Origin of the sequence: Microbispora sp. KK1-11, assembly GCF_006874435.1 — a bacterium.
Taxonomy (GTDB): domain Bacteria; phylum Actinomycetota; class Actinomycetes; order Streptosporangiales; family Streptosporangiaceae; genus Microbispora; species Microbispora catharanthi.
Genome location: NZ_VIRJ01000040.1, coordinates 1 through 20,594, shown reverse-complemented (window position 1 = coordinate 20,594; position 20,594 = coordinate 1). Strand labels below are relative to the sequence as shown.

24 protein-coding genes are annotated in these 20,594 nt (G+C 70.5%); 15 read left to right on the top strand and 9 right to left on the bottom strand.

Translation table 11 applies throughout. From position 1 onward, the window contains the following. Positions 1-12 precede the first annotated feature (12 nt). Entirely contained in the window at positions 13-825 is an 813-nt protein-coding gene (locus FLW16_RS37905) for a CoA ester lyase (protein ID WP_142565794.1), read from the top strand. Between the two features lie 5 nt (positions 826-830). Here FLW16_RS37905 and FLW16_RS37900 read toward each other — a convergent pair whose 3' ends face one another. Genes FLW16_RS37900 through FLW16_RS37885 form a run of 4 tightly spaced genes read right to left on the bottom strand, consistent with a single transcriptional unit; the run spans position 831 to position 5,968 of the window. Then, entirely contained in the window at positions 831-1,919 is a 1,089-nt protein-coding gene (locus tag FLW16_RS37900) for a hypothetical protein (RefSeq protein WP_142565792.1), read from the bottom strand. A gap of 16 nt (positions 1,920-1,935) precedes the next feature. After that, entirely contained in the window at positions 1,936-3,894 is a 1,959-nt protein-coding gene (locus tag FLW16_RS37895) for a hypothetical protein (RefSeq protein WP_142565791.1), read from the bottom strand. Continuing rightward, positions 3,891-4,667: a toll/interleukin-1 receptor domain-containing protein gene (locus FLW16_RS37890; RefSeq protein ID WP_142565790.1), complete on the bottom strand. Its 777-nt coding sequence runs from the start codon at positions 4,665-4,667 to the stop codon at positions 3,891-3,893. Before FLW16_RS37890 ends, FLW16_RS37895 begins: the two co-directional genes overlap by 4 nt. Before the next feature lie 14 nt (positions 4,668-4,681). After that, positions 4,682-5,968: a helix-turn-helix domain-containing protein gene (locus tag FLW16_RS37885; protein WP_142565788.1), complete on the bottom strand. Its 1,287-nt coding sequence runs from the start codon at positions 5,966-5,968 to the stop codon at positions 4,682-4,684. A 339-nt stretch (positions 5,969-6,307) separates the two neighbouring features. On the opposite strand from FLW16_RS37885, the gene FLW16_RS45675 reads away from it, so the two are divergent. Continuing rightward, entirely contained in the window at positions 6,308-6,433 is a 126-nt protein-coding gene (locus FLW16_RS45675; protein WP_260616039.1) for a hypothetical protein, read from the top strand. A gap of 6 nt (positions 6,434-6,439) precedes the next feature. Here FLW16_RS45675 and FLW16_RS37875 read toward each other — a convergent pair whose 3' ends face one another. Continuing rightward, positions 6,440-7,168 carry a class I SAM-dependent methyltransferase gene (locus FLW16_RS37875; protein WP_142565786.1) on the bottom strand — a complete coding sequence of 243 codons (729 nt, stop codon included), beginning with the start codon at positions 7,166-7,168 and terminating at the stop codon, positions 6,440-6,442. A 145-nt stretch (positions 7,169-7,313) separates the two neighbouring features. Between FLW16_RS37875 and FLW16_RS37870 the strand changes: the two genes are divergently transcribed. The 3 genes from FLW16_RS37870 to FLW16_RS37860 all read left to right on the top strand — a co-directional run bounded on the left by FLW16_RS37870 (position 7,314) and on the right by FLW16_RS37860 (position 9,460). Continuing rightward, the gene (locus FLW16_RS37870; protein ID WP_185949771.1) at positions 7,314-7,799 is read left to right on the top strand and encodes an RICIN domain-containing protein; all 486 of its coding nucleotides are present in this window, start codon (positions 7,314-7,316) and stop codon (positions 7,797-7,799) included. 210 nt (positions 7,800-8,009) lie between these two features. Beyond that, the gene (locus tag FLW16_RS37865) at positions 8,010-8,360 is read left to right on the top strand and encodes a hypothetical protein (protein ID WP_142565782.1); all 351 of its coding nucleotides are present in this window, start codon (positions 8,010-8,012) and stop codon (positions 8,358-8,360) included. Continuing rightward, complete coding sequence (locus FLW16_RS37860) at positions 8,357-9,460, top strand: right-handed parallel beta-helix repeat-containing protein (RefSeq protein ID WP_142565780.1); 1,104 nt, start codon at positions 8,357-8,359, stop codon at positions 9,458-9,460. Before FLW16_RS37865 ends, FLW16_RS37860 begins: the two co-directional genes overlap by 4 nt. Positions 9,461-9,783: 323 nt before the next feature. Here FLW16_RS37860 and FLW16_RS37855 read toward each other — a convergent pair whose 3' ends face one another. Beyond that, positions 9,784-10,383, bottom strand: coding sequence for a TetR/AcrR family transcriptional regulator (locus tag FLW16_RS37855; RefSeq protein ID WP_142565778.1), 600 nt, complete (start codon positions 10,381-10,383; stop codon positions 9,784-9,786). A gap of 421 nt (positions 10,384-10,804) precedes the next feature. Between FLW16_RS37855 and FLW16_RS37850 the strand changes: the two genes are divergently transcribed. After that, positions 10,805-11,044, top strand: coding sequence for a hypothetical protein (locus tag FLW16_RS37850; protein WP_142565775.1), 240 nt, complete (start codon positions 10,805-10,807; stop codon positions 11,042-11,044). A gap of 32 nt (positions 11,045-11,076) precedes the next feature. On the opposite strand, the gene FLW16_RS37845 is transcribed toward FLW16_RS37850, so the two are convergent. Continuing rightward, entirely contained in the window at positions 11,077-11,373 is a 297-nt protein-coding gene (locus FLW16_RS37845) for a hypothetical protein (RefSeq protein ID WP_142565773.1), read from the bottom strand. Positions 11,374-11,524: 151 nt separating this feature from the next. On the opposite strand from FLW16_RS37845, the gene FLW16_RS46330 reads away from it, so the two are divergent. From FLW16_RS46330 to FLW16_RS37810, 8 genes are all read left to right on the top strand, one after another. Further along, the gene (locus FLW16_RS46330; protein ID WP_357052223.1) at positions 11,525-11,602 is read left to right on the top strand and encodes a putative leader peptide; all 78 of its coding nucleotides are present in this window, start codon (positions 11,525-11,527) and stop codon (positions 11,600-11,602) included. Between the two features lie 113 nt (positions 11,603-11,715). Further along, positions 11,716-12,624: an ABC transporter permease gene (locus FLW16_RS37840; protein WP_260616037.1), complete on the top strand. Its 909-nt coding sequence runs from the start codon at positions 11,716-11,718 to the stop codon at positions 12,622-12,624. 53 nt (positions 12,625-12,677) lie between these two features. Then, complete coding sequence (locus FLW16_RS37835) at positions 12,678-13,736, top strand: ABC transporter substrate-binding protein (RefSeq protein WP_142565769.1); 1,059 nt, start codon at positions 12,678-12,680, stop codon at positions 13,734-13,736. Further along, a complete protein-coding gene (locus FLW16_RS37830) occupies positions 13,720-14,535 on the top strand; it encodes an ABC transporter ATP-binding protein (protein ID WP_185949770.1) in 816 nt (271 codons plus the stop codon). Before FLW16_RS37835 ends, FLW16_RS37830 begins: the two co-directional genes overlap by 17 nt. A gap of 32 nt (positions 14,536-14,567) precedes the next feature. After that, complete coding sequence (locus FLW16_RS37825; protein ID WP_142565767.1) at positions 14,568-15,440, top strand: TauD/TfdA family dioxygenase; 873 nt, start codon at positions 14,568-14,570, stop codon at positions 15,438-15,440. Positions 15,441-15,659: 219 nt separating this feature from the next. Continuing rightward, positions 15,660-16,175 carry a hypothetical protein gene (locus FLW16_RS37820; RefSeq protein ID WP_142565765.1) on the top strand — a complete coding sequence of 172 codons (516 nt, stop codon included), beginning with the start codon at positions 15,660-15,662 and terminating at the stop codon, positions 16,173-16,175. Positions 16,176-16,203: 28 nt separating this feature from the next. Beyond that, positions 16,204-17,223 (top strand): hypothetical protein, encoded by a 1,020-nt coding sequence (locus FLW16_RS37815; protein ID WP_260616036.1) that lies wholly within the window; start codon positions 16,204-16,206, stop codon positions 17,221-17,223. Next, complete coding sequence (locus FLW16_RS37810; protein WP_221891479.1) at positions 17,224-17,778, top strand: hypothetical protein; 555 nt, start codon at positions 17,224-17,226, stop codon at positions 17,776-17,778. A gap of 26 nt (positions 17,779-17,804) precedes the next feature. Here FLW16_RS37810 and FLW16_RS37805 read toward each other — a convergent pair whose 3' ends face one another. Both FLW16_RS37805 and FLW16_RS37795 read right to left on the bottom strand, forming a co-directional pair. Beyond that, a complete protein-coding gene (locus FLW16_RS37805; RefSeq protein ID WP_142565763.1) occupies positions 17,805-18,785 on the bottom strand; it encodes a threonine/serine dehydratase in 981 nt (326 codons plus the stop codon). Positions 18,786-19,081: 296 nt separating this feature from the next. Continuing rightward, positions 19,082-19,819 carry a TetR/AcrR family transcriptional regulator gene (locus FLW16_RS37795; protein ID WP_142565761.1) on the bottom strand — a complete coding sequence of 246 codons (738 nt, stop codon included), beginning with the start codon at positions 19,817-19,819 and terminating at the stop codon, positions 19,082-19,084. Between the two features lie 112 nt (positions 19,820-19,931). Between FLW16_RS37795 and FLW16_RS37790 the strand changes: the two genes are divergently transcribed. Next, the coding region (locus FLW16_RS37790; RefSeq protein ID WP_185949769.1) for a saccharopine dehydrogenase family protein at positions 19,932-20,594 on the top strand (663 nt) is incomplete at its 3' end.

The window sequence follows — 20,594 nt, the reverse complement described above, 5'->3', positions numbered from 1 at the left end:
GGAGTTGACGCCATGCCTTCTTCCGGACCCCTGACGTGGTTGTACGTGCCCGCCGACCGCCCGGACCGGATCGGCAAGGCCCTCGGCGGCGAGGCGGACATGGTGATCGTGGACCTGGAGGACGCGGTCGCCCCGGAGAACAAGGGCATTGCCCGGGCCGGGGTCGTCGCCCTGCTGGCCACGCCGCAGCCGCGCGTGGAGGTCCGCGTCAACGACGTCCGCACGCCGTACGGCCAGGCCGACCTGCACGCGCTCGGAACGCTGCTGCACGGCGGCGGCGGCGTGCGCATCCCCAAGGTGGAGTCGGCCGACGAGGTCCGCTGGATCGCCGACGCGGTGCCGGGCGTGCCGCTGCGCCCGATCATCGAGTCGGCCCTCGGGCTGGAGCGCGCCTTCGAGATCGCCACCGCCTCACCGGCCGTCGCCGGGATCGGCCTGGGCGAGGCCGACCTGCGCGCCGACCTCGGCGTGACCGACGAGGCGGGCCTGACCTGGGCCCGGTCCCGCATCGTGGTCGCGGCCCGGGCGGCGGGGCTGCCGGCCCCGGCCCAGTCGGTGTACACGAACGTCCGCGACCTCGACGGCCTTGCCGCCTCCTGCGCGGCGGGCCGGGCCATGGGCTTCCGCGGCCGGGCGGCCATCCACCCCATCCAGCTTCCGGTGATCGCGGCGGCCTACCGCCCGACCAGGGAGGAGATCGTGGCCGCCCTGGAGGTCGTCTCCGCCGCCGACCAGGGCGCGGTCGCCCTCGCCGACGGCCGCTTCGTCGACGAGGCCGTCGTCCGCCAGGCCCGCCGCCTCCTCACCGACGCGGGCGACCACTGACCGGATCAGCCGAGGTCGTCGTAGGGCGGCCCTTCACCGGCCCGTTCATTGGGGACAGACCCTTCGTCGGGTGGGAATGTGCTGGGGGCGTCGAACCGGTGCGTCAGGTCGTCGGCCACGCTCTGTTTGCCGTATCTGACGAGGTATTCGGCGACCTGCCGACTGAACAGGGCACGCTGTGGGTCGCCGTCGGGGAAGCCGGCTGCGGCCAGGAACGCGGCGAAATGGTCGGTGGCGTCCTGCGCGGGGTCGCTCACCAGCGGCTCGTCCTCTGCTTGAGCGGAGGGCGTCCACGGGACAAAGGGCCGGAAACACTCCGGCACCTCCTGGTTATTCGCGGCGGAGGAAACCTGGGCGAGGATGCCCAGATCCTGCACCACCTTCTCCACGCGGTCGTCGTTCCTGGCGAGCCACCAGACCACGGCGCTGCCCGGATCCTTGAGCACGTCCTCCCCGAGGTACTGCCGTTTGCTCTGTTCGTAGGTTCTCTCGTGTTCCCAGACGGCCTTCTGCTTCCGTATCTCGGCGAGCTTGTCCAGTCGCTGCCGGTCAGGGTCGGGGAGGGAGAGCGTGACCGACTCGGCCATCGCCCACACGCGTTCCGCGGCGTCCGGTCGCATCGTGCCCAGCGCGCCGTTCAGTTCGTGCTGGACGAGGGAGGCTCTGCTAGGAGGGCGGTTCCTCGTGATGGCTTTGGCGCGTTCCAGAATCGCGTCGACCGCCAGCCCGGCGAGGTTGACTCCAGGCTCTCCCGCCGCTCCGGCGATCGGAGACCATCGCACCGCCGCCGAGAACAGGAAGTCGTAGTCCTCCTCCTCGCTTGGCAGCGCCACATCGATGATGCGCTGCTCACGGGGCTCCGGCGGAGTGGGCGGAGAGTAGGGCATCTCGACAGGGAGTGCGTCGTCCGTTCCCCGGCCGATGCTTCTGACCAGGAGCACGACGACGGCGGTCGCCGCGGCGAGTACGATCCACACCCAGGGAGGCACCGGGGCGAAGGCAATGAGGCCAGCGAGAATCAATCCCGCGAAGAGGACGAAATACACCGTAACCGTTCTGCGACCAGAACTCATGACATTGTCTTTCTGATCCATTGTCCTGATGAGGGGCTTACGCCATCTGCAGGCCCAGAGCAGCGTCGATCTTCTGCCGGACGAGGCCGACGAGGCGGGCGTGGCGCTCGCGCGTCTCCGACGTGGGGAGCGCAAGGTCCCGCGTGACGATGTAAAGGGGAGCGAGGAGATCCGTACGCTGTCCGCCGCCGCCGACGAGCACGTCGAGGAGATGCTCGCGGTTCCGCTCGTCCTCCAGGGCCGCTCGGATCCAACGTTCGGCCTGACGACGCCAAGTTTCGTAAGGGTGCAGGCGGAGGACGGCATGCCAGCCGGAGATCAGCCGTTCCCGGACGGCGGGGTCGGACAGCGGCGGCCGGGTGAGCGGGCCGGGAGCCGTGAGCGGAACCGTGCCGACGAACTCGAGGAACATGCCGGCGTCGAAGCGCTTCCATGTCTCGTCCGCCGACTCGAGCCGATCAGCCAGCCGCTTCAGCATCCAGACGCGGAGCTGGTCGTCGGCGGCCACTATCCGATCGAGGGCATCGCGGGCATGCGTCGTGCCGCGCTCCCTGCGGGCCAGATGGTGGAGTCGCACCATGGCCTGGTCCGGATGGTGGACGGCGATCACCTTCCAGCACGCCACGACGAGCACCTGCGAGAGGCCCTTGGAGATGGCCGTGTCCTTTGACCAGTCGTAGATCCTTCTTCGGAAGAACCTGCCGTGCGCCTCGTGTTCGAGGCCCCGCCGCAGTGCCTGTACGGCGGCGCTCATGCGGTCGCCGTTCCGGTTGTCCTGCGCGCACTGCCGTACGAAATCCAGCAGCAGGTCCCGGTACCTGTCGTGCAGGCACAGATCTGCGAACCGTTTGACCAGGGTCTCGCGGTCACTGTCCTCCATACCGGGCAAGCCCACGGTGTCGGTCATCCACCGCTCGATGGGTTGTCGCAATTCGGGCCAGTGGGCCCAGAAGTGCGCCCGGACCGCCGCGTCGTACCCGAACGAGGTAAATCTCACCCGTCCCGAGGAGTCGGCCGCCGCGTCGATGGCTTTCAACCGTACGGTGATGTCCTCGTGTTCCAGCAGCGGGAGCGTGTCCTGCGGATGCTCCACCACCTGCAGCATTTGGGCGGCTCCTCGGCGGACAACCTCGGCGGGAGCTCCGTGAAGCATGGCGGTGGCCAGCAGTAGCGCCCGCTGTGGGCCCTGCACGAGTACTGCCAGCTTTTCCGTGACGCGCACGCTCTGCTTGTTGTCCAGCACGGCTAAAGCGGCGGCGCACCAGGCTGCGAAATCGTCTTCTGGCCTGGCCGACGCTCGTGCCTCGATGACGAGCTCGGCGAAATAGGCGATTCGCCGCATGGGCGGGTTGACGGCCAGGAATCCCGAAAGGCCGGCAGGCTCCGGGCCGGTCTCGGCGGCGGGGACGCCCCCCGCACGTAAATAGCGCTGGAGCGCCGGTCCAGCCCGGGGACGGGTGATCTCGACCCGGAAGGGGCGCAGGTCCGCACCGAGCGGGTCGGCCGTCGTGTCAGGAAGCACCGCCACCAAATGGGCCCCGTGCTCGCGTACGGCTGTACGGAAACCGGGAAGCTCGTTCTGGATCTCCGTCCAGCTTGCCTCGCTGGTGATGACGGACAGGTCCACGAGCAACAAAGCGCCCTCGCTGACGTGGCCGGTGCGGAGATAAGGGGGTTTCTCCTCCGGCAGGATCTCCTTGAACGTCTCGGCCCCTGAGTACAGCTCGGCAAGGAGCATCCAGGCCGCGGCCTTCCGACCGGTGCCCGGAGCTCCTTCGAGGAGAACGGTGCCCGACGATTCCAGGACGGTACGTGCTCTGCCGAAGCCACCGGGTTCGAGGAAACGTCGGCGGAGCCATCTCAGGTGATCGTCGGCGACGACCCGCGGATCCTTGCCCGCGGCCGCCGCCAGTTGGAGGAAGACGTTGAGGTCGCCGTCGCCCGTGTGCAGGAATCCGTGATTGACGGAGACGGATGACCTAACCTGCTCGCTCAATGGCCGTCCTCCTTGTCGTCCTCACGGACGCCGTCGAATCGGTGGCCGATGCCTCCGTGGTTGTCACCTGCGACGAACGCCGCCCCGTTACCGGAGAATTGCTGGTTGTAGATGTTGCCGTCGCCCGTGTGAGCTGTGCCGCGGTTATCCCTGATATAGGTGCGGATCTCGCCGGTCATGACGTCACCGGTGGTGATGTCCCCGGTGGTGACGTCACGACCCTGGATGGCAGGGCCATACATCGTGCCGGCCGAATTGCGCAGCGAGCCTGGGGCGGCAGTGTCCGCCGCCGGCCCGGAAGTCTGACGGGTCACGGACCTGAGTGACGGAATCCATTCGGACAACCTGGTGAACAGGCGCCCAAGGTCGGCCTCGAGGTTCTCCAGGTTCAGGCGCTCCGACTGGACCTCGGTGAGCCACTTAAGTTCGAGCGGCAGCTCCGCCGGGTCGAGCCGTCTGGCTCCCGGCCCTTCCAGAACCGGGATGACCGGTATTCCGAGGGTGTGCGCCTCGCGGAGTTCCCGCCGGACCCAATCGTCCTTGTCACGCAGCTTCGCAGAACTGGTCCAGCTGGGACCGATAACGGCGAGGATGACGGTGGCGCGCCGCACGTTGCCGAGCAGTTCTTCGGGAAAACGCTGGCCGGGCCTGATGGATCTGGTAGCGCGGAAGATCTGTTCCTTCCCTCCCATTATCTTGGACAGTTCCTGCTCGATGAGGATGGCGGTCTTGTCGCCGTCGCCTGTGCGATAGTTGATGAACACGGTGGGCATGCGGATCCTTTCTTCTACGGTGTGATGATCTGCAGGGTCGTGCCGAGTTCGGGGGCGAGATCGCGCACCGACCGGTTGCGCGGATGACGGGCCAGGACGCGGGCGAGGGCACGCAGGTCGGTGGTGATCGTGGCGGAGCCCACCGCGGTGACGCTGCCCAACAACCGCATGGCGAGATCGCACGCGTGGTCGACCTCGCCGGCCGCGGCATGGGCGAGCGCGCAGCGTAGGCCATAGCGCACTTGGGTCCGCATGGCCTGGGACGACACCTGCGACAACTGGGTCTCCATGATCTCAGCGGCATCGGCCGGCCGCCCCAGGTCATAGAGGCACCAGCCGGAGACCATTGCGACCGGGTCGGGGAGATTGGTAGTGCCGATGACGGGTGTGTCGGAGTCCGGTACAGCCAGGGCGAGTAGTTCCCTCGCGCGGTCCAGTGCGCGCATGCAGGCGTCGTAGTCGCCCGCGAGCGCGTGCCCCTGTGCCTCGCGCTGCGCGGCCAGACCGCGGATTCGCGGCGGGACCCTGTCGTTCTGGGCTCGCTGGGCCAACTCGACGGTTTGCGTGGCATCCGCTCGGTAGAGCGTGACAAGTGCCCGGCGGACCAGTGCGTACGCGGCCAAGTCGTAGTCGCCCCCGGCGGCGGCCAGATCCACGGCTCGTTGTGTCCACCACAGCGCTGCCTGCTCGTTGCCCGTCTCCTGCACGAGCCAGCCGACGTACTCGGCGTACCGGGAACCGAGCTTCAGCAGCCCTTGGCGAGTCCGGGTGTCGGCACGGCTGGACAGTTCTCGGAGCGTATGAGTCTGCGCGATAAGTGCGGGGATCAAGACATTGGGAGCGACGGTCTGGCCGAGTTGCCGGTAGTAGTCGAACAGCGATCGAGATGCTCCGAGAAGCGACCCGTCTTTGCCCGCAAGCGGGTTCGTCAGCCCGCCGATGCTCATGCCCGCGATCGAGGCCGCACCCGAGGCCAGCGCTTGCCTTCGACTCATGGGCTGGAACCAGCTTCGTCCATCTGCGGATAACTGCATCAGCCACACCTCGTCGTCGCCGGTCGTTTCTTCAGGTCCTTCTCGGGGAAGCCGCTCATTTACCAGGCCGGCGAGTTTCCCTCCGGCATTGAGCGCGGTATCGCAGAGACGAGCCAACTCCCGGCTCGGGGCCTTGATTCCTCGCTCGACTTTGCTGAGCTGACCTTTGCTGTAATGCACTAGTTTGGATAAATCGGTAAGGGTGAGATCGGCAGCGAGGCGCCGCTTCCGAAGCTCCGTACCGAAGAGGACCAACTGCTGAACCACGTGAACCTCCGCCACCGCCTTGTCCGCGAAGCAGTGGATCAGCGCTCACCAGCCTGCGTCAGCTGCTGTCGGTCAGACAAGACACGCTCCGGTGTTTCCCGTTTCCACTTATGGAGGCAACAGGAGGCGGTTCTATATGTCCAGGCTCTATTTGTATGTCTTCAGCGTGTTTCTTCGCAGGTCGGCAAGAACTCACCGCCGTCGTAGTCTGACCGTCCGTGGAACGCGGCCGCGCGCGGGATCTACGCTTTCGTCCTGATCGGATCGGAGGCCGCACGCACACGCGCGTCGGCTTCGCGGTGGTTCGCGGCGGCCTACCGCCCGACCAGGGAGGAGATCGTGGCCGCCCTGGAGGTCGTCTCCGCCGCCGACCAGGGCGCGGTCGCCCTCGCCGACGGCCGCTTCGCCGACGAGGCCGTCGTCCGCCAGGCCCGCCGCCTCCTCACCGACGCGGGCGACCACTGAGGCGCTTCACGTCGCGCGCTTTGCGACGAACACGTATTCACGGCCCGGGCGATCGGGGGCGTCCCGCACCTCCAGCACGCGATAGCCGTTCGCGACCAGGCTGGTCTCCACTTCGTCGCGGTCGCGGAACCGGAGGGTCGAGTCCGACGTGACGACCGCGCCGTCCGCCAGGAACGTGTAGGTGTAGCGGAAGGACACCGACGGCAGGCTCACGTCGGTGACTTCGAGGCGCCGCTCCACGAGCCCGATCTCCGGGAGGTCGAGGACGACGGGACCGGTGTCGGAAGCCCACTCTTCCCACGCCCGGCGTTCGGGACGCCTGGTCTCGAACACGAGATGGCCCCCCGGGCGAAGCGCGCCGTGGATGCCCCGGAGGGTCCGCGTCCAGTCGTCGTCGGTGAGGAAGACCTGCGCCACGTTCCCCGTCATCACGGCGAGGTCGGCGCCGAACGCCGGGACCTCGGTGGCATCGCCGTGGACCCAGGTGATCCTTCCGGTCCGATCCTTCGATCCGGCGATCCGCAGCGACGCCTCGGCGGGATCGACGCCCATGACCGTGCGTCCGCTGTCCGCCAGCAGAATCGCCAGGCACCCCGTTCCGCAGCCGACGTCGAGCACGCGGTCCGCGCCCAGCTCGTCGGCGATGCCGAGATAGGCGTCCAGGTCGTCGCGGTCGCCGTCGAACGCGTCGTAGACGGCGGCCAGGCGAGGGTGGCTGAAGATCGGGTCAGGCATGGGGCGACCATACCTCGTCCCCTTCGCCGGCGTCGGCGGCCTCGTCATCGGCCTGGGCGAGGTCCAGGAGACGGGCAGGCTTGGACCATATGACAATTTCTGCTTAGATTGTCAGGACGTCAGAGCGTGGAGAGGGCGCATTCGTATGAGAACCGCCAAGTGGCTCGCGGCCGTAGCGACCGGAATGACCTTGACTGTGACGGCGGCGCCCGCGCAGGCCGCCCTGGCTCCGGGCCAGGTCGCGAGCTGGGCCACCGGCAAGTGCATGGCCATCGGGAACTCCAGCACGGCGAACGGGGCGGCCGTGATCCAGTGGGACTGCCTCACCAGCAGTCCGGGTCAGTTCTGGCATCTGCGGGTGGGCAGGATCCACTCCTACACGGTGGAGGTCGTGAACGACCACAGCGGCCTGTGCCTGGCCGTCGCCGACGGCAGCACGAGCAACGGCGCACGCTTGATCCAGTGGACCTGCAACGGGCACGAGAGCCAGCAGTGGCTCCGGCGCGACGAGACCTTCGTCAACAACGGCAGCGGGAAGTGCGCGGCGCTCCCCAACGGCACCTCGGCCAACGGGGCGGAGCTGATCCAGTGGACCTGCAACGACGGCTACGGCCAGATGTGGGATCTCTAGCGGTCGTACCGCGTGCGTGAGGGCGGCCTCGGCCAGGGCGGTGCGCATGGCAGGCCCGGCAGGCTCGAGCCCGCCCGAAAGCTCGGCGTCCAAAGGGGGCCAGGCGGGCGGGGAACCGCTCCGCCGCGGCCTGGCCGGGCTTCGTGAGCAGGAAGGCAAGACCAAATGATCAGGCAGCCGAATCATCCGGCACCCAACGCATCCACCCGTGTGTTCGCGTCCGTCGTGGCGGTCGCGACGGCCGCGGCCTCCGGCTACTTCGCCGTGGGCGGCGTCCTGACCCCGGGCGCTTTGGTGCCAGGCGGGGACGCCACGGCGGCCCGCGTGTTCGCGGCCTACATGTCCGCACGCGGCGTCGTGCTCCTCGGCGCCCTGCTGCTGTGCGCGGCCCTGCGCGCCTGGCGCCCGCTGGCCCTGGTTCTCGCACTCAACGCGGCCGTCCAGGCGGTCGACGCTCTGATCGGGGTCGTCCGGCACGAGCCGGCCCAGGCGATCGGCCCCGCGTGTTTCGCTCTCCTCCTGGCCGCCGCGGCGGTGCTGCTGGAAAGGACGCGACGATGATCGGACGACGGGCCTTCCTCGCCGGAGCGGCGGGCGTGCTGGCCTCGCGTCCCCGGGCGTCGTCGGCCGCCCTGCCCGACTACGTGAGCGGCTCGGACATCCAGGCGCTGCTCGACCAGGCCAGGGACGGCAGGGGCACCAGGGACGCCGCCGGACGGTACGTCGCCAAGGTCCCCAAGGCCACATACCTGCTGACCAAGCCGCTGATCGTGTACGGGAACACGCACCTTGACGCGACCGACGCCAGGATCGTGGCCCGATTCCCCGCCGAGGGCGTCAAACGCACCATGGTCCTCAACGCCGTCGGCGCCGCGACCGGCGGTTACGCCGGGGCGGGCAACATCGCCATCACCGGCGGCAGCTGGGATCCGGTGTGGGACTTCGTCCAACGCGACAGCCTGGACCAGGCGCCGGCCATGAACGGCATCACGATCATTCATTCCAGCGACGTGCTCATCCAGGGCGTGACCATGTGGAACGTCAAGTGGTGGCACGGCATCGAGCTGAACGCGGTGCGCCGCGGCACCGTGCGCGACTGCGTGCTCAAGGGCTGGATCGCCGATCCGGGCCAGGGGCTGTGGCACGGTGAGGCCGTCCAGCTGGACCTTCCCGCAGAGGGCAACACCTGGGGCGGCGCCGGCGACCTGACGCCGTGCCGCGACATCCTGCTGACCGGCAACACCTGCGACGCCTCCGGCTCACAGGCCGGCTGGGGCCAGTTCACCGGGTCGCACACCACCGACCCCGACCACCCGCACTCCGGCGTACGGATCGAGAACAACACCGTACGCAACACCCGCTGGGACGGCATCGCCACCGTGAACGCCACCGGCGCGCGCATCGCGGGCAACCGGGTGGATGGCTGCGAGGGCGGCATCTACGTCAAGTCGGTCGCCGGTGGGCCCCTGCGCGGGGTGGAGATCACCGGCAACCAGGTGACGAGCTGCGGTGTCCGGGACTGGCTGGCGGTACGGGCCGACGACGCCGGCCCGATCACCGACGTCGTGGTGACCGGCAACGTGGTCCCGTGTTCGAGGGTGCGCTACTACGGCTCGGTCACCCCCAGAACGGGCACGACCCTGGACTGCCCGCCCGCCTAGGGCGTGTCGTCCGCGAGGTACGGGCCGAGTGCCTCACGGCGTGGGCCCAGCCGATGGAGGCGCCGGTGGCCGACGGCCCGGCCTCACTTCAGGTGCCGGGCTGCCGGGCACGACCGTGTACTACCTGGTGGGCGAGGAGGCGAAGACCGCTCGTGCGAACGCCTTGGGGGAGGGGACATGACGGCGGTCATGGCGCTCGCGATCCCGTGAGCCACGCCGGCGTGGCATCGCCACGGTTCTCACCAGGTCGCCGTCACCCTGGCCACTCTGCTGATACGGGCTGACGCTTCGGCGACACGGCCCAGTCCGGGCTGTGCCGGGCGTCACGCGTGGAGCACGGCGGCCGGCCTGCTGGTCAGGCCCCTGACCGCGAGCTCCACGAGCTGACGCAGGCGCTTGCGCAGGACGGCCGGCTCCGCCTTCTCCCGCACTATCCCCGACAGCGCGTCCACCAGGACGGCGGCGGCGTCCGCGGCGGACAGGGTCGCGTCGAGCAGGTCGAGTTCCTCGGCCGCGTCGCCGAGCGTGGCCTCGACGACCGACAGATAGGCCGACTCGAACGAGGCCATCACGTCCTCGACGATCACTTGGGCCTCGGCGAACAGCTCCGCCCGGTACTCCGCCTCGACCGCGCCGGCGAAAAACTCGATCTTGATGACCAGGACGTCGTAGAGGCGGTCGGCGACGGGCCGGCCGGAGCGCCGTGCGGCCTCGGCCGCGGCGACGATGTCGTCGGCGAACCTCCGCGCGACCGCCCTGAAGACGTCTTCCTTGCCTTTGAAGTGCAGATAGACGGCCGGACGCGACATGCGCGCCGCACGTGCGATCAGGTCCATGGAGGTGCGGCGGTAGCCGTACCTGCCGAACACGTCGAGCGCGGCGGCCACGATGTGGTCGCGCTTGGCCTCGGCGGCATCCGTCATGCTGACACGATATACGCGTTCCGTCAGCTCGCCACCACGCAGCCGAGTTCCGCTCCGCGCCGATCAGGGCGCGCCACCGCCCGCGCGGACGCCCCGCAGCCCGAACGCCCGGGTGACCAGCTGCTCGCGCAGCCCCGCAGGGGCGTGCGCCAGCATGCCGTAGACGCGGACGTCCGCGCTGACCGGGTAGCGCCGCTTGGGATCACGCGCCTCGACGGCCGTCGCGATCGTGGCGGCGACGGCCTCGGCCGGGCCGGTCTTCTGGTTGGCGATCGCCTTGCGAAACGCTCGAGGTGGTCGTCGTACAGCGCGACCCTGTGCGGGTCGGCGGCCGCCAGCGCCTTGCGCGCGGCGGCGCCGGCCTTGTCGAAGGTGGCGGTGGCGGTGGCCCCTGGCTCCACGGCGATCACCGGGATGCGCCATGAAGCCCGACGACCTGCGCCGCCACCTCGACGAGGAGGCCCGCTTCTTCGCCGAGGCGGCGGCGCGTTACGAGGAGTACCCGAAGGCCAAGGATCGCGGCGAGTTCGGCGACAGTCCCCAGACCCGATCCATGCGCATCGCCATCGAAGCCGGCGTACGCCTCTATCGGACCCTCGCCGAGTGGGCCGAGTGGGCCAAGACCGTCCCGCCGAACTCGTCAGCCACGACCGATTCCTGACGAGAAGGCCGTAACCGTCCCTGGCCGGACGGTCACTCGGCGGTCGGGGGCTTCTTGCCGAAGGCGCCGATACGCGCGTGGAAGACGCCCATGACCAGGACGCCGACCGCTCCCGCGACGGCGGCGGGCAGAGGGTGCGCGCCCACGTCGGCGGTCGCGGTCAGCGCGGCCGCGATCAGGTACATCCCCCAGCCCGCGACCACGTTGACCAGCGGCCCGTAGCCGAACGGCGTAGGGAAGCCCTCTTTGGTGATCCCCTTCACGAAGTGCGGCGTCGCGTTCGCCGCGAAGACGCCGGCGAAGAAGCTCAGAAGGACCGTTGGCCACATGCCTGCTCCCGGTTCAGGGGGTAATCGATTCTGACAATTTAGACCATAAATGTCAGTATGACATCCAGTCTCGCCGGGGAGAAACGCCAACGGCATGCTCTTCGCCTGGCGCTCGATTGCCATCACCCTACAAATTTGGTAGGAAATACCTGTGTATTCGGCATCGTGGTTGGTCCGGCGTCGGCACGTCGACCTGTGCCGTCTGAACGGCTCGGCCTGTCGCTCCTGAACCTCGACCTCCCGGCCGGCGCGGTCACCTTCGCCGGCCGTCCTCCTTCCATCGCCGTGCCGTGCCCGCGATCGAGCGGCGCGGCCCGGAGCCCTCATCCCGGAGCGACCACTGTGACGTCATCCCCCTCCAGATCCGTCTCCGCCGCCCCCCGCCTTCCGACGCCGGACGAGGCGCCCGAGTCCGCCGGTCCGCCGCCCGCCGAAGGAACGCCTGCCGCCCCGACGCCGGCCCGGCGGGGGCGCAGGGCCCGCCGGATCGGCGTGCGGGTGCTGTCGCTGTTCGCACTGCTCGCGCTGTGGCAGCTGGCGGCGGCAGCGGTGGGCAACCCGTCGTTCGTGCCCGCGCCCCGGGCCGTGTGGGACCAGCTCGTCCTGCTGTCCACCACCCACGACGGCGTTCGCGGCTACGGCGGTCACCTGCTCGTCGAGCACCTGGGAATCAGCCTGCGCCGCATCCTCATCGGCTCGGCGCTCGGCGTGGCGGCGGGGCTCGTCCTCGGCGTCGTCCTGGGCGCCGTGCCGTGGATCCGCCTCGTGGCCGAGCCGGTCGTGACGTTCGTACGGGCCCTGCCTCCGCTGGCGTACTTCAGCCTGCTCATCATCTGGTTCGGCATCGACGAGACGCCCAAGCTGTGGCTGCTCGCCATCGCCGCGCTCCCGCCGGTCGCCGTGGCCACCGCCGCGGCCGTCCACGGCGCGCCGACCGGCCTGGTGGAGGCGGCCCGGGCACTGGGCGCCTCACGGTGGGACGCGATCAAGGATGTCGTGCTGCCCGCCGCCCTGCCGGAGATCTTCACCGGTGTCCGGCTGGCCGTCGGGGTCGCGTACTCCTCGGTCGTCGCGGCGGAGACCGTCAACGGCGTGCCCGGCATCGGGGGGATGGTCCGGGACGCCCAGCGCTACCTGCAGACCGACGTCGTGGTGCTCGGGCTGCTCGCCATTGGCCTGTCCGGCCTGCTGATCGACGGCCTGCTGCGCGCCGCGGAGACCCGGCTCATCCCTTGGCGCGGCCGCGTCTGAGCCCCTGCCAAGCCTCGTCAATCCCCCTCCCACTGCAAAAGGAACTCTCCGCCATGTCACGACCACGCCTCACGCGCCTGCTTTCCGCCGCCCTGGCCGCCGCGACGGCCGCCGTCCTGGCCGCGTGCGGCAACGGCACCGCCTCCGGCGGAGGCGGAGGCGGCGGTACGGCGGACCGCACCATCCGCGTCGCCTACCAGGCGTTCCCCAGCGGGGACCTCATCGTGAAGAACAAGGGGTGGCTGGAGCAGGCGCTGCCCGGCTACACGATCAAGTGGACCAAGTTCGACTCCGGCGCCAGCATCAACACCGCCTTCGTGGCCAAGAGCGTGGACATCGCGGCCATCGGATCGAGCCCGGTCGCGCGCGGGCTGTCCGCGCCGCTCAACATCCCCTACCAGGTGGCGTTCGTGCTCGACGTGGCCGGAGACAACGAGGCCCTGGTCGCCCGCGACGGCAGCGGCATCTCCTCCGTGGCGGACCTGCGCGGCAAGAAGGTGGCGACGCCGTTCGCCTCGACGTCCCACTACAGCCTGCTCGCCGCCCTCGACAAGGCGGGGGTGCCGGAGTCCGCGGTGAACCTCGTCGACCTGGAGCCGCAGGACATCCTGGCGTCCTGGACCCGCGGCGACATCGACGCCGCGTACGTCTGGCTGCCCACGCTTGACGAGATCAAGAAGACCGGCAAGACGCTCATCAGCAGCCGCGAGCTGGCGACCGCGGGCAAGCCCACCCTCGACCTGGGCGTGGTGTCCACCGCGTTCGTCCAGGCGCACCCCGACGCGGTCGACGCCTGGCGCAAGGCCGAGGCCAGGGCGCTCGACCTCATCGCGGACGATCCCGACGCCGCGGCCCAGGCGGTGGGAGCGGAGCTCAATATCGGCAAGTACGAGGCCAAGGCGCAGCTCAGCCAGGGTGTCTTCCTCAAGCCGGCCGATCTGGCCTCGCCCGAGTGGCTCGGCACGCCGGACAAGGTCGGCGGCCTGGCGCAGAACCTGGTGAGCGCGGCCCAGTTCCTCAAGGACCAGCAGAAGATCGACACGGTGCCCGACCTCGCCACGGTGGAGCGGGCGATCTACACCAAGGGGCTCCCCGGTGTCCTCGCGCCCTGACCCGGCTGTCGCCCCGGCCACGGCGGACGAGGACGTCGCCGCCGTCCACCTGCACCAGGTCGAACACGTCTACGGCGGCGCGGGAGGACCGGTCGCCGCCCTGGGGCCGATCTCCCTGACCGTCCCTTCCGGCGCCTTCCTCGTGCTCGTCGGGGCGTCCGGATGCGGCAAGAGCACGCTGCTGCGCCTCGTCGCGGGCTTCGAGAGGCCCACCTCGGGCACCGTACGGACCGGCGGCGCCGAGCCCGTCCCGGGCAGGGGCGCCGGGATCGTCTTCCAGCAGCCGCGCCTGTTCCCGTGGAAGACCGTGGGCGGCAACGTCGAGCTGGCCCTGCGCTACGCCGGCGTGCCCCGTGCGGAACGTGCCCGACGGGTGCCCGAGCTGCTGGAACGGGTGGGCCTTCACGACGTGGCGGACCGCAGGATCTGGCAGATCTCGGGAGGGCAGCAGCAGCGCGTGGCGATCGCCAGGGCACTCGCCGGCGACGACCCGCTGCTGCTGCTCGACGAGCCGTTCGCCGCCCTGGACGCGCTCACCCGCGAGCGCCTGCAGGAGGACCTGCGCCGGGTGAGCGCGCAGACCGGCCGCACGTCGGTGTTCGTCACCCACAGCGTCGAGGAGGCCGTGTTCCTCGGCAGCCGCGTCGTCGTGCTCACCCGCCGGCCGGGCCGGATCGCGCTCGACCTGGACGTCGACCTCCCGCGCACCGGAGTGGAACCGGACGAACTGCGCGCCCTTCCCGAGTACGCCGCGCTCCGCGCCGAGGTCGGTCATGCCGTACGCGCCGCCGCCGCGTGAAGCGCCGCAGCACCCAACCGTGAGGAGATGACATGACCACACCGACCGCCGTCAAGCTGAACGTGCGGCCCCTCGGGCCCCACTTCGGCGCCGAGGTCGAGGGACTGGACCTGGCGACCGCCACCGACGAGGAGCTGGCCGCGGTGCGCGCCGCCCTGGTCGACCGGAAGGTGCTGTTCTTCCGTGAGCAGAGCCTGGACGACGACGGGCAGGTGACGCTCGGCCGGCGTCTCGGCGAGCTGACCGCCTCCCACCCGGTCGTCGGGGGCGTCGACGATGCGCATCCCGAGATCTACGCCCTCGACAGCGCCGACAACGGCTTCGCCGACGTCTGGCACACCGACGTCACGTTCATGCCGCGCCCGCCGCTCGGCTCCATCCTGCGCGCGGTGATCCTCCCGCCCACCGGCGGCGACACGAGCTGGGCCGACAGCCAGCTGGCCTACGACTCCCTGTCCGCCCCCGTGAAGGAGCTGGCCGACCAGCTCACCGCGGTCCACGACGGCAACCGCGAGTTCGGCTACTACCTGGCCCAGCGCCGCGGCGGCAAGGGCAACGTCTGGGACGGTGAGATCGTCACCCGGCTGGAGCCGGTGGAGCACCCCGTGGTCCGCGTCCACCCTGAGACCGGCCGCAAGGGGATCTTCGTCAACCCCGGGTTCACCTCCCACATCGTGGGCGTGTCCGAGGCCGAGAGCCGGGCCATCCTGGACCTGCTCTACGCCCACCTGACCAAGCCCGAGCACATCGTGCGCCACCGCTGGAGGACCGGCGACGTCGCCATGTGGGACAACCGGAGCACCGCTCACTACGCCAACCGCGACTACGGCGACGCGCACCGGGTGATGCACCGCATCACCCTCCGCGGCGACCGGCCCTTCGGCCCCGGCCGTACGGACGGGTGACCGGGCGGCGGGACGCGATCGGGTCCGGCCCCGTGAGGAGGTCCGGTCGCGTTCCCGCTGCCCCGGCGATTCAAGCTTTCGTCCCGATCGGATCGGAGGCCCGTACGCACGTGCGCGTCGGCCTCTCGACCGTGCCCCCGGCTTCCTAGCGTGATGCCCTGCAGGTGATCAGTGTTACTGCCGCCCCTGCCGGGGCGTTCACATAAGCGGGGATGAAGTATGCGACTCAGGCCGCTCGCGTTGATGTCGGGGGCCGCGCTGACGCTGGCCATGCTCACCGGCCAGGCCGACGCCTCGGACACGACGGTGACCTTCACGGTCACCTCGGGCGCGTTGACGATCACGGCGCCCGCGGGTCCGGTGAGCCTGGGCAGCACGACGGCGGGCGGCACCGTCAGCGGGCCGATCGGCACCGTCACGGTGACCGACGCCCGCGGCGGCGTCCCGACGTCCGACTGGATCGCCCGTGTCTCGTCCACGGCCTTCGTGGGCGCGACCGACCCGATCCCGGCGTCCGCGGCGACCTACACGCCCGGCCTCGGCACGTTGATCGTCGGCAACGGCACGCTGACACCGGGGCCGGGCGGGACCCTCGACGTGCAGCGGGTCGCCATGACCTACACCGGCGGCACCGGCAACAGCCAGGCGTCCTGGCACCCGGTCATCAGCGTGACCGTCCCGCTGTCGGCGGACCTCGGCACCTACAGCGGGACGGTGACCCATTCCGTCGCCTGACAGATACGCGCGTCGCGCCGCGGCCGTCATGCTGTCCGTGCTGTGCTCCGGCGCGGTCACGGCACAGGCGGCCGCGGCGGCCGCCGCCGTCACGCGCGGCGCCGTGGTCTCCGGCATCTCCACCGGAGGGGACGGCCCCGGAGAAGGGCTCGGCATCCGGCTGGTCGACGCGCCCGTCGCCCGCCGCGACGACCCCCGCGCCCGCAAGGGAGTGGTCGACCACGTCAGCCCCGGCACCACCATCAAGCGCCGGCTCGAGGTCTTCAACAGCAGCGCCCATCCCATGCACGTCTCGCTGTACGCGGCGGCGGCCGACATCGACCACCGGGCATTCGTGTTCGCGCCGGATCGCACCCCGAACGAGCTGTCGAGCTGGACCACGGTCACGCCATCCGAGATCGATGTGGCGCCGGGCCACACCCGCATGGCCTGGTTCACCATCCGCGTACCCAGGGACGCCTGGCGCGGTGAGCGCTATGCGGTGATCTGGGCGCAGACGACCGCCGAGCCGGACGCGAGGCACAACGTCGGCCTCGCCAGCCGCGCCGGAATCCGGGTCTACCTGGACATCGGCCCCGGCGGAGAGCCTCCGTCCGACATGAGCATCGACCGTCTCACCCCCGAGCGGGACGCCGGCGGGCGGCCGACCCTCGTCGCCCAGGTACGCAACACCGGCGGCCGTGCCCTGGACCTGTCCGGGTCGCTGTCCCTGTCGGAGGGGCCGGGCGGGCTGCGCGCCGGGCCCTACCCTGCGCAGCTGGGCGTCGCACTGCGGCCGGGGGACACCGGACGGCTCACGGTCGTGATGGACCCCCGGCTCCCCGACGGCCCCTGGAAGGCCGACCTCGTCGTCCAGAGCGGTCTCGTCAAGCGCACGGTGTCGGCCACCGTCGTCTTCCCCCGTACGGGGGTCGGCCGGCCGGTCACCATGTCCGCCGGCCCGTTGCCGTTCGTCGCCCTGCTCGCCGGTGTGATCGGACTCGCCGCCACCGGTCTCGTCGTCCGGCGCCGCAGAGCCGTCTCCCCCCACGATTCCCGAAGGGCATGAATGCTCCTACGACCCACACCCCTCACCACCGCGACCGTGCTCGCGATCTCGATTCTCCAGGGCGCCCTGCCGGGCCCGCCGGCCGCCGCGGCTCCGTCGATCGCCACCTACACCCTGCCCAGGGCGGGATCGCTGACGATCAGCGCCCCCGTCGCGGTGTCCCTCGGCAGCGTGGCGCCCGGAGGCCAGCGCAACGCGCCTCTGGGGACGGTGACGGTGACCGACCACCGCGATCCCGGCGCCGGCGCGTGGACCGCCACGGTCTCCTCGACGGACTACACCCGCACGACCGCCCCCGTCGTGACCATCGGGAGGGCCGGCATGAGCTACTGGTCCGGCCCTGCCACCGACACCCAGGGCGGCGGCACCTTCATTCCCGGCCAGCCCACGGCCGCGAGCAGCGTGACCCTCGCCGTCCCGAGGACGGCGTTCTCCCACACCGCGGAGGCGGGGGTCAACAACGCATCCTGGAATCCCACCCTCGTCCTGTCCGTCCCCTTTGCGGGGGTCACCTCCGGCACTTACACCGGCGTCGTCACCCACTCCGTCGCCTGACCAGGGGCGACCTTCGGGAGCGATCGTCAGAACCCGTGGACGGGAGCCGCGCCGATCCAGCGGTGGTAGGCGTCCACGTCGACGTTGCTGCCGCACACGATGGTGACCACGTGCCGGCCGGCGAAGCGGTCGCGGTCTTCGAGGATCGCCGCGATGCCGAGCGCGGCCGACGGCTCGACGACGAGGCCGGCGTGGTGGAGGAGCATCCGCATACCGGCGATGATCGATGCCTCCTGGACCAGGACGGCGTCGTCGGCGACCAGGAGGAGATCGTCCAGGACGGCCGGGATGGGGCGGCGGCCCGCGACGCCGTCGGCGATGGTGTCGGTCGAGTCGGTGGTGACGACGCGCCGTTGGCGCCACGACCGCGTCATCGCCGGCGCGCCTACCGGCTGGACGCAGATCACCTCGACGGCGGGCGCGCAGGCCTTCACCACGTGACCCACGCCGGTGGCCAGCGCCCCGCCGCCGAGAGCGATCAGGACGGCGTCGAACGACGGCGCGCTGTCCACCAGTTCCAGGCCGATGGTCGCCGCGCCCTCGCAGGTCTCGATGTCCAGGCTGTCTTCCACCAGCCGGATGCCGTCGTATCGCGCGACGGCCGCCGCCCGCTCCCGCGCCAGGTCGAAGTCGCCGTCCACCAGCTCCAACCTGGCGCCCAACGCGCGGATGCGATCAAGCTTGGCCGCAGGCGCGAAGCGGGACGCCACGACGGTGACGTCGAGCCCCCGGCCGCGACCGGACCAGGCGAGGGCCTGGCCGAGGTTGCCCGCGCTGGCGCACACCACGGCTCGCGAATCACCGGCGGCGAGCAGGCTCGCGACCACCTCGGTGCCGCGGGCCTTGAAACTGCGGACCGGGTTGGCCGTTTCGAGCTTGATGCTCACCGCGCACCCGAGGCCGGGCTCCAGCGCCTCGCAGCGGTACAGGGGAGTGTCGCGGAAAATCGGGTCGATCATCCGGCGAGCCGCCCGGATCCGGGCGGTGTCGAGGCGCGTCTCCTGCACGGCACAGCAGCGTAGCGCCGCCGGCGCTGTCCCCCATGAACGCGGTGACCGGCGGTTCGGTTCCCCCAACGGGCATGATGGGGGCCTCCGTGGTGTCAGGTGGTCTCGGTGCGATGGGCGCCGTGGGTTCTGGCATGTGCCGGCGCCACTGCCGCCGCTGACCATCGGCATGGCCTGGCACCCCGCCACGCGGCCGACGGAGGCCACCACTGGCTCCACGACGCCGTACGCCGGACTCTTCGCGCATCCGGAAACCCGGCCGCCTGACGGGAATGGGTCTCGCGGCGCGGATCCCGCTATCGCCCGTGCCGCCGATCCCCCTCATCCGCACGCCTTCTGTGGCCGGAGTCCGGCGCTGCGCTGGCGAGCAGCATGTCCAGGGCGGCGGGATAGGCGCTGTCGTTCATGCCTGCCACCAGCAGGGGCGCGACGGCCGCGATATTGGGGTGGGTGGCGGGGGACAGGCGGGCGTAGGTCGCCTGCCACATCTCCTCGTCCGCCCTGCGCGCCTGCTCCGGCAGCGCGAGGGACGCCGCGTCCAGCGCGGCGAAGGCCAGCGTCATGTCGATGAAGGCGTGGTAGACGCGGACCGCCTCGCGGTCGGGGAACCCGGCGCCGCGCAGCAGCCCGAGGATCGCCTCGTCCGCCGCGATCTCGTGGGACTTGCCGCTGATGCGGCTGGCGGTCAGCACCGCGGCCTGGGGGTGTTCGAGATAGGCCGCGTGGATGCGCAGGCCCAGTTCGCGAAGGTCGGCGCGCCAGTCGCCGGTGCCGTGCCAGCCGTCCATGGCCCGGCCGATGAGCATGTCGCCGATGGCCAGGGTCAGGTCGTCGATGCCGGCGAAGTAGCGGTAGAGCGTGCTGGGGTCGGCGCCCAATGCGATGCCGAGCCGTCGTACGGACAGTCCGGCGACACCGTGTTCACGCAGCATGCGCAGCGCGGTCCGCACGATCAGGTCCTCGGAGAGAACGACTCCGTTCTTGGTCGGGCGGCGCCGTCGGCGCGCCGACTCGGAAACCACCGGCTTGGGCATGGTGCTCCTCTCCTCGTCGCCACCTTATGCCAACACCATTGACGTTCCGCGCGGCGGTGGCGTTGGATCGTGTGCACCAGAGGGGTCTTTGTCCTGAAAAGGGAGTTTTGTCATGCGTGTTCTGCTCGTCGGCGCCGGTGGGGTGGGCACCGCGATCACCCGGATCGCGGCCCGCCGATCCTTCTTCGAGCACATGGTCGTCGCCGATTACGACCTGTCCCGCGCCGAGGCGGCCGTCGGCGCGCTGGGGGAGGCGGGCGTCCGCTTCAGCCCCCGGCGGGTGGACGCGAGCGACGAGGCCGCGGTGGTGGCACTACTGGCCGAGCACCGCTGCGATGTCCTGCTCAACGCCACCGACCCGCGGTTCGTGATGCCGCTGTTCCGGGCGGCGCTGTCGGCCGGCGCGCACTACCTGGACATGGCGATGTCGCTGTCGCGGCCGCATCCGGAGCGTCCGCACGACGTGTGCGGGGTCAAGCTGGGAGACGCCCAGTTCGAGATGGCCGGCGAGTGGGAGAAGGCGGGCAGGCTCGCGCTGGTCGGCATCGGGGTGGAGCCGGGGCTGTCGGACGTCTTCGCCCGTTACGCCGCCGACGAACTGTTCGATCACATCGAGGAGATCGGCATCCGAGACGGCGCCGACCTCACCGTCGACGGGTACGACTTCGCGCCGTCCTTCAGCATCTGGACCACCATCGAGGAGTGCCTCAACCCGCCGGTGGTCTACGAGGCAGGCCGGGGCTGGTTCACCACGCCGCCCTTCAGCGAGCCGGAG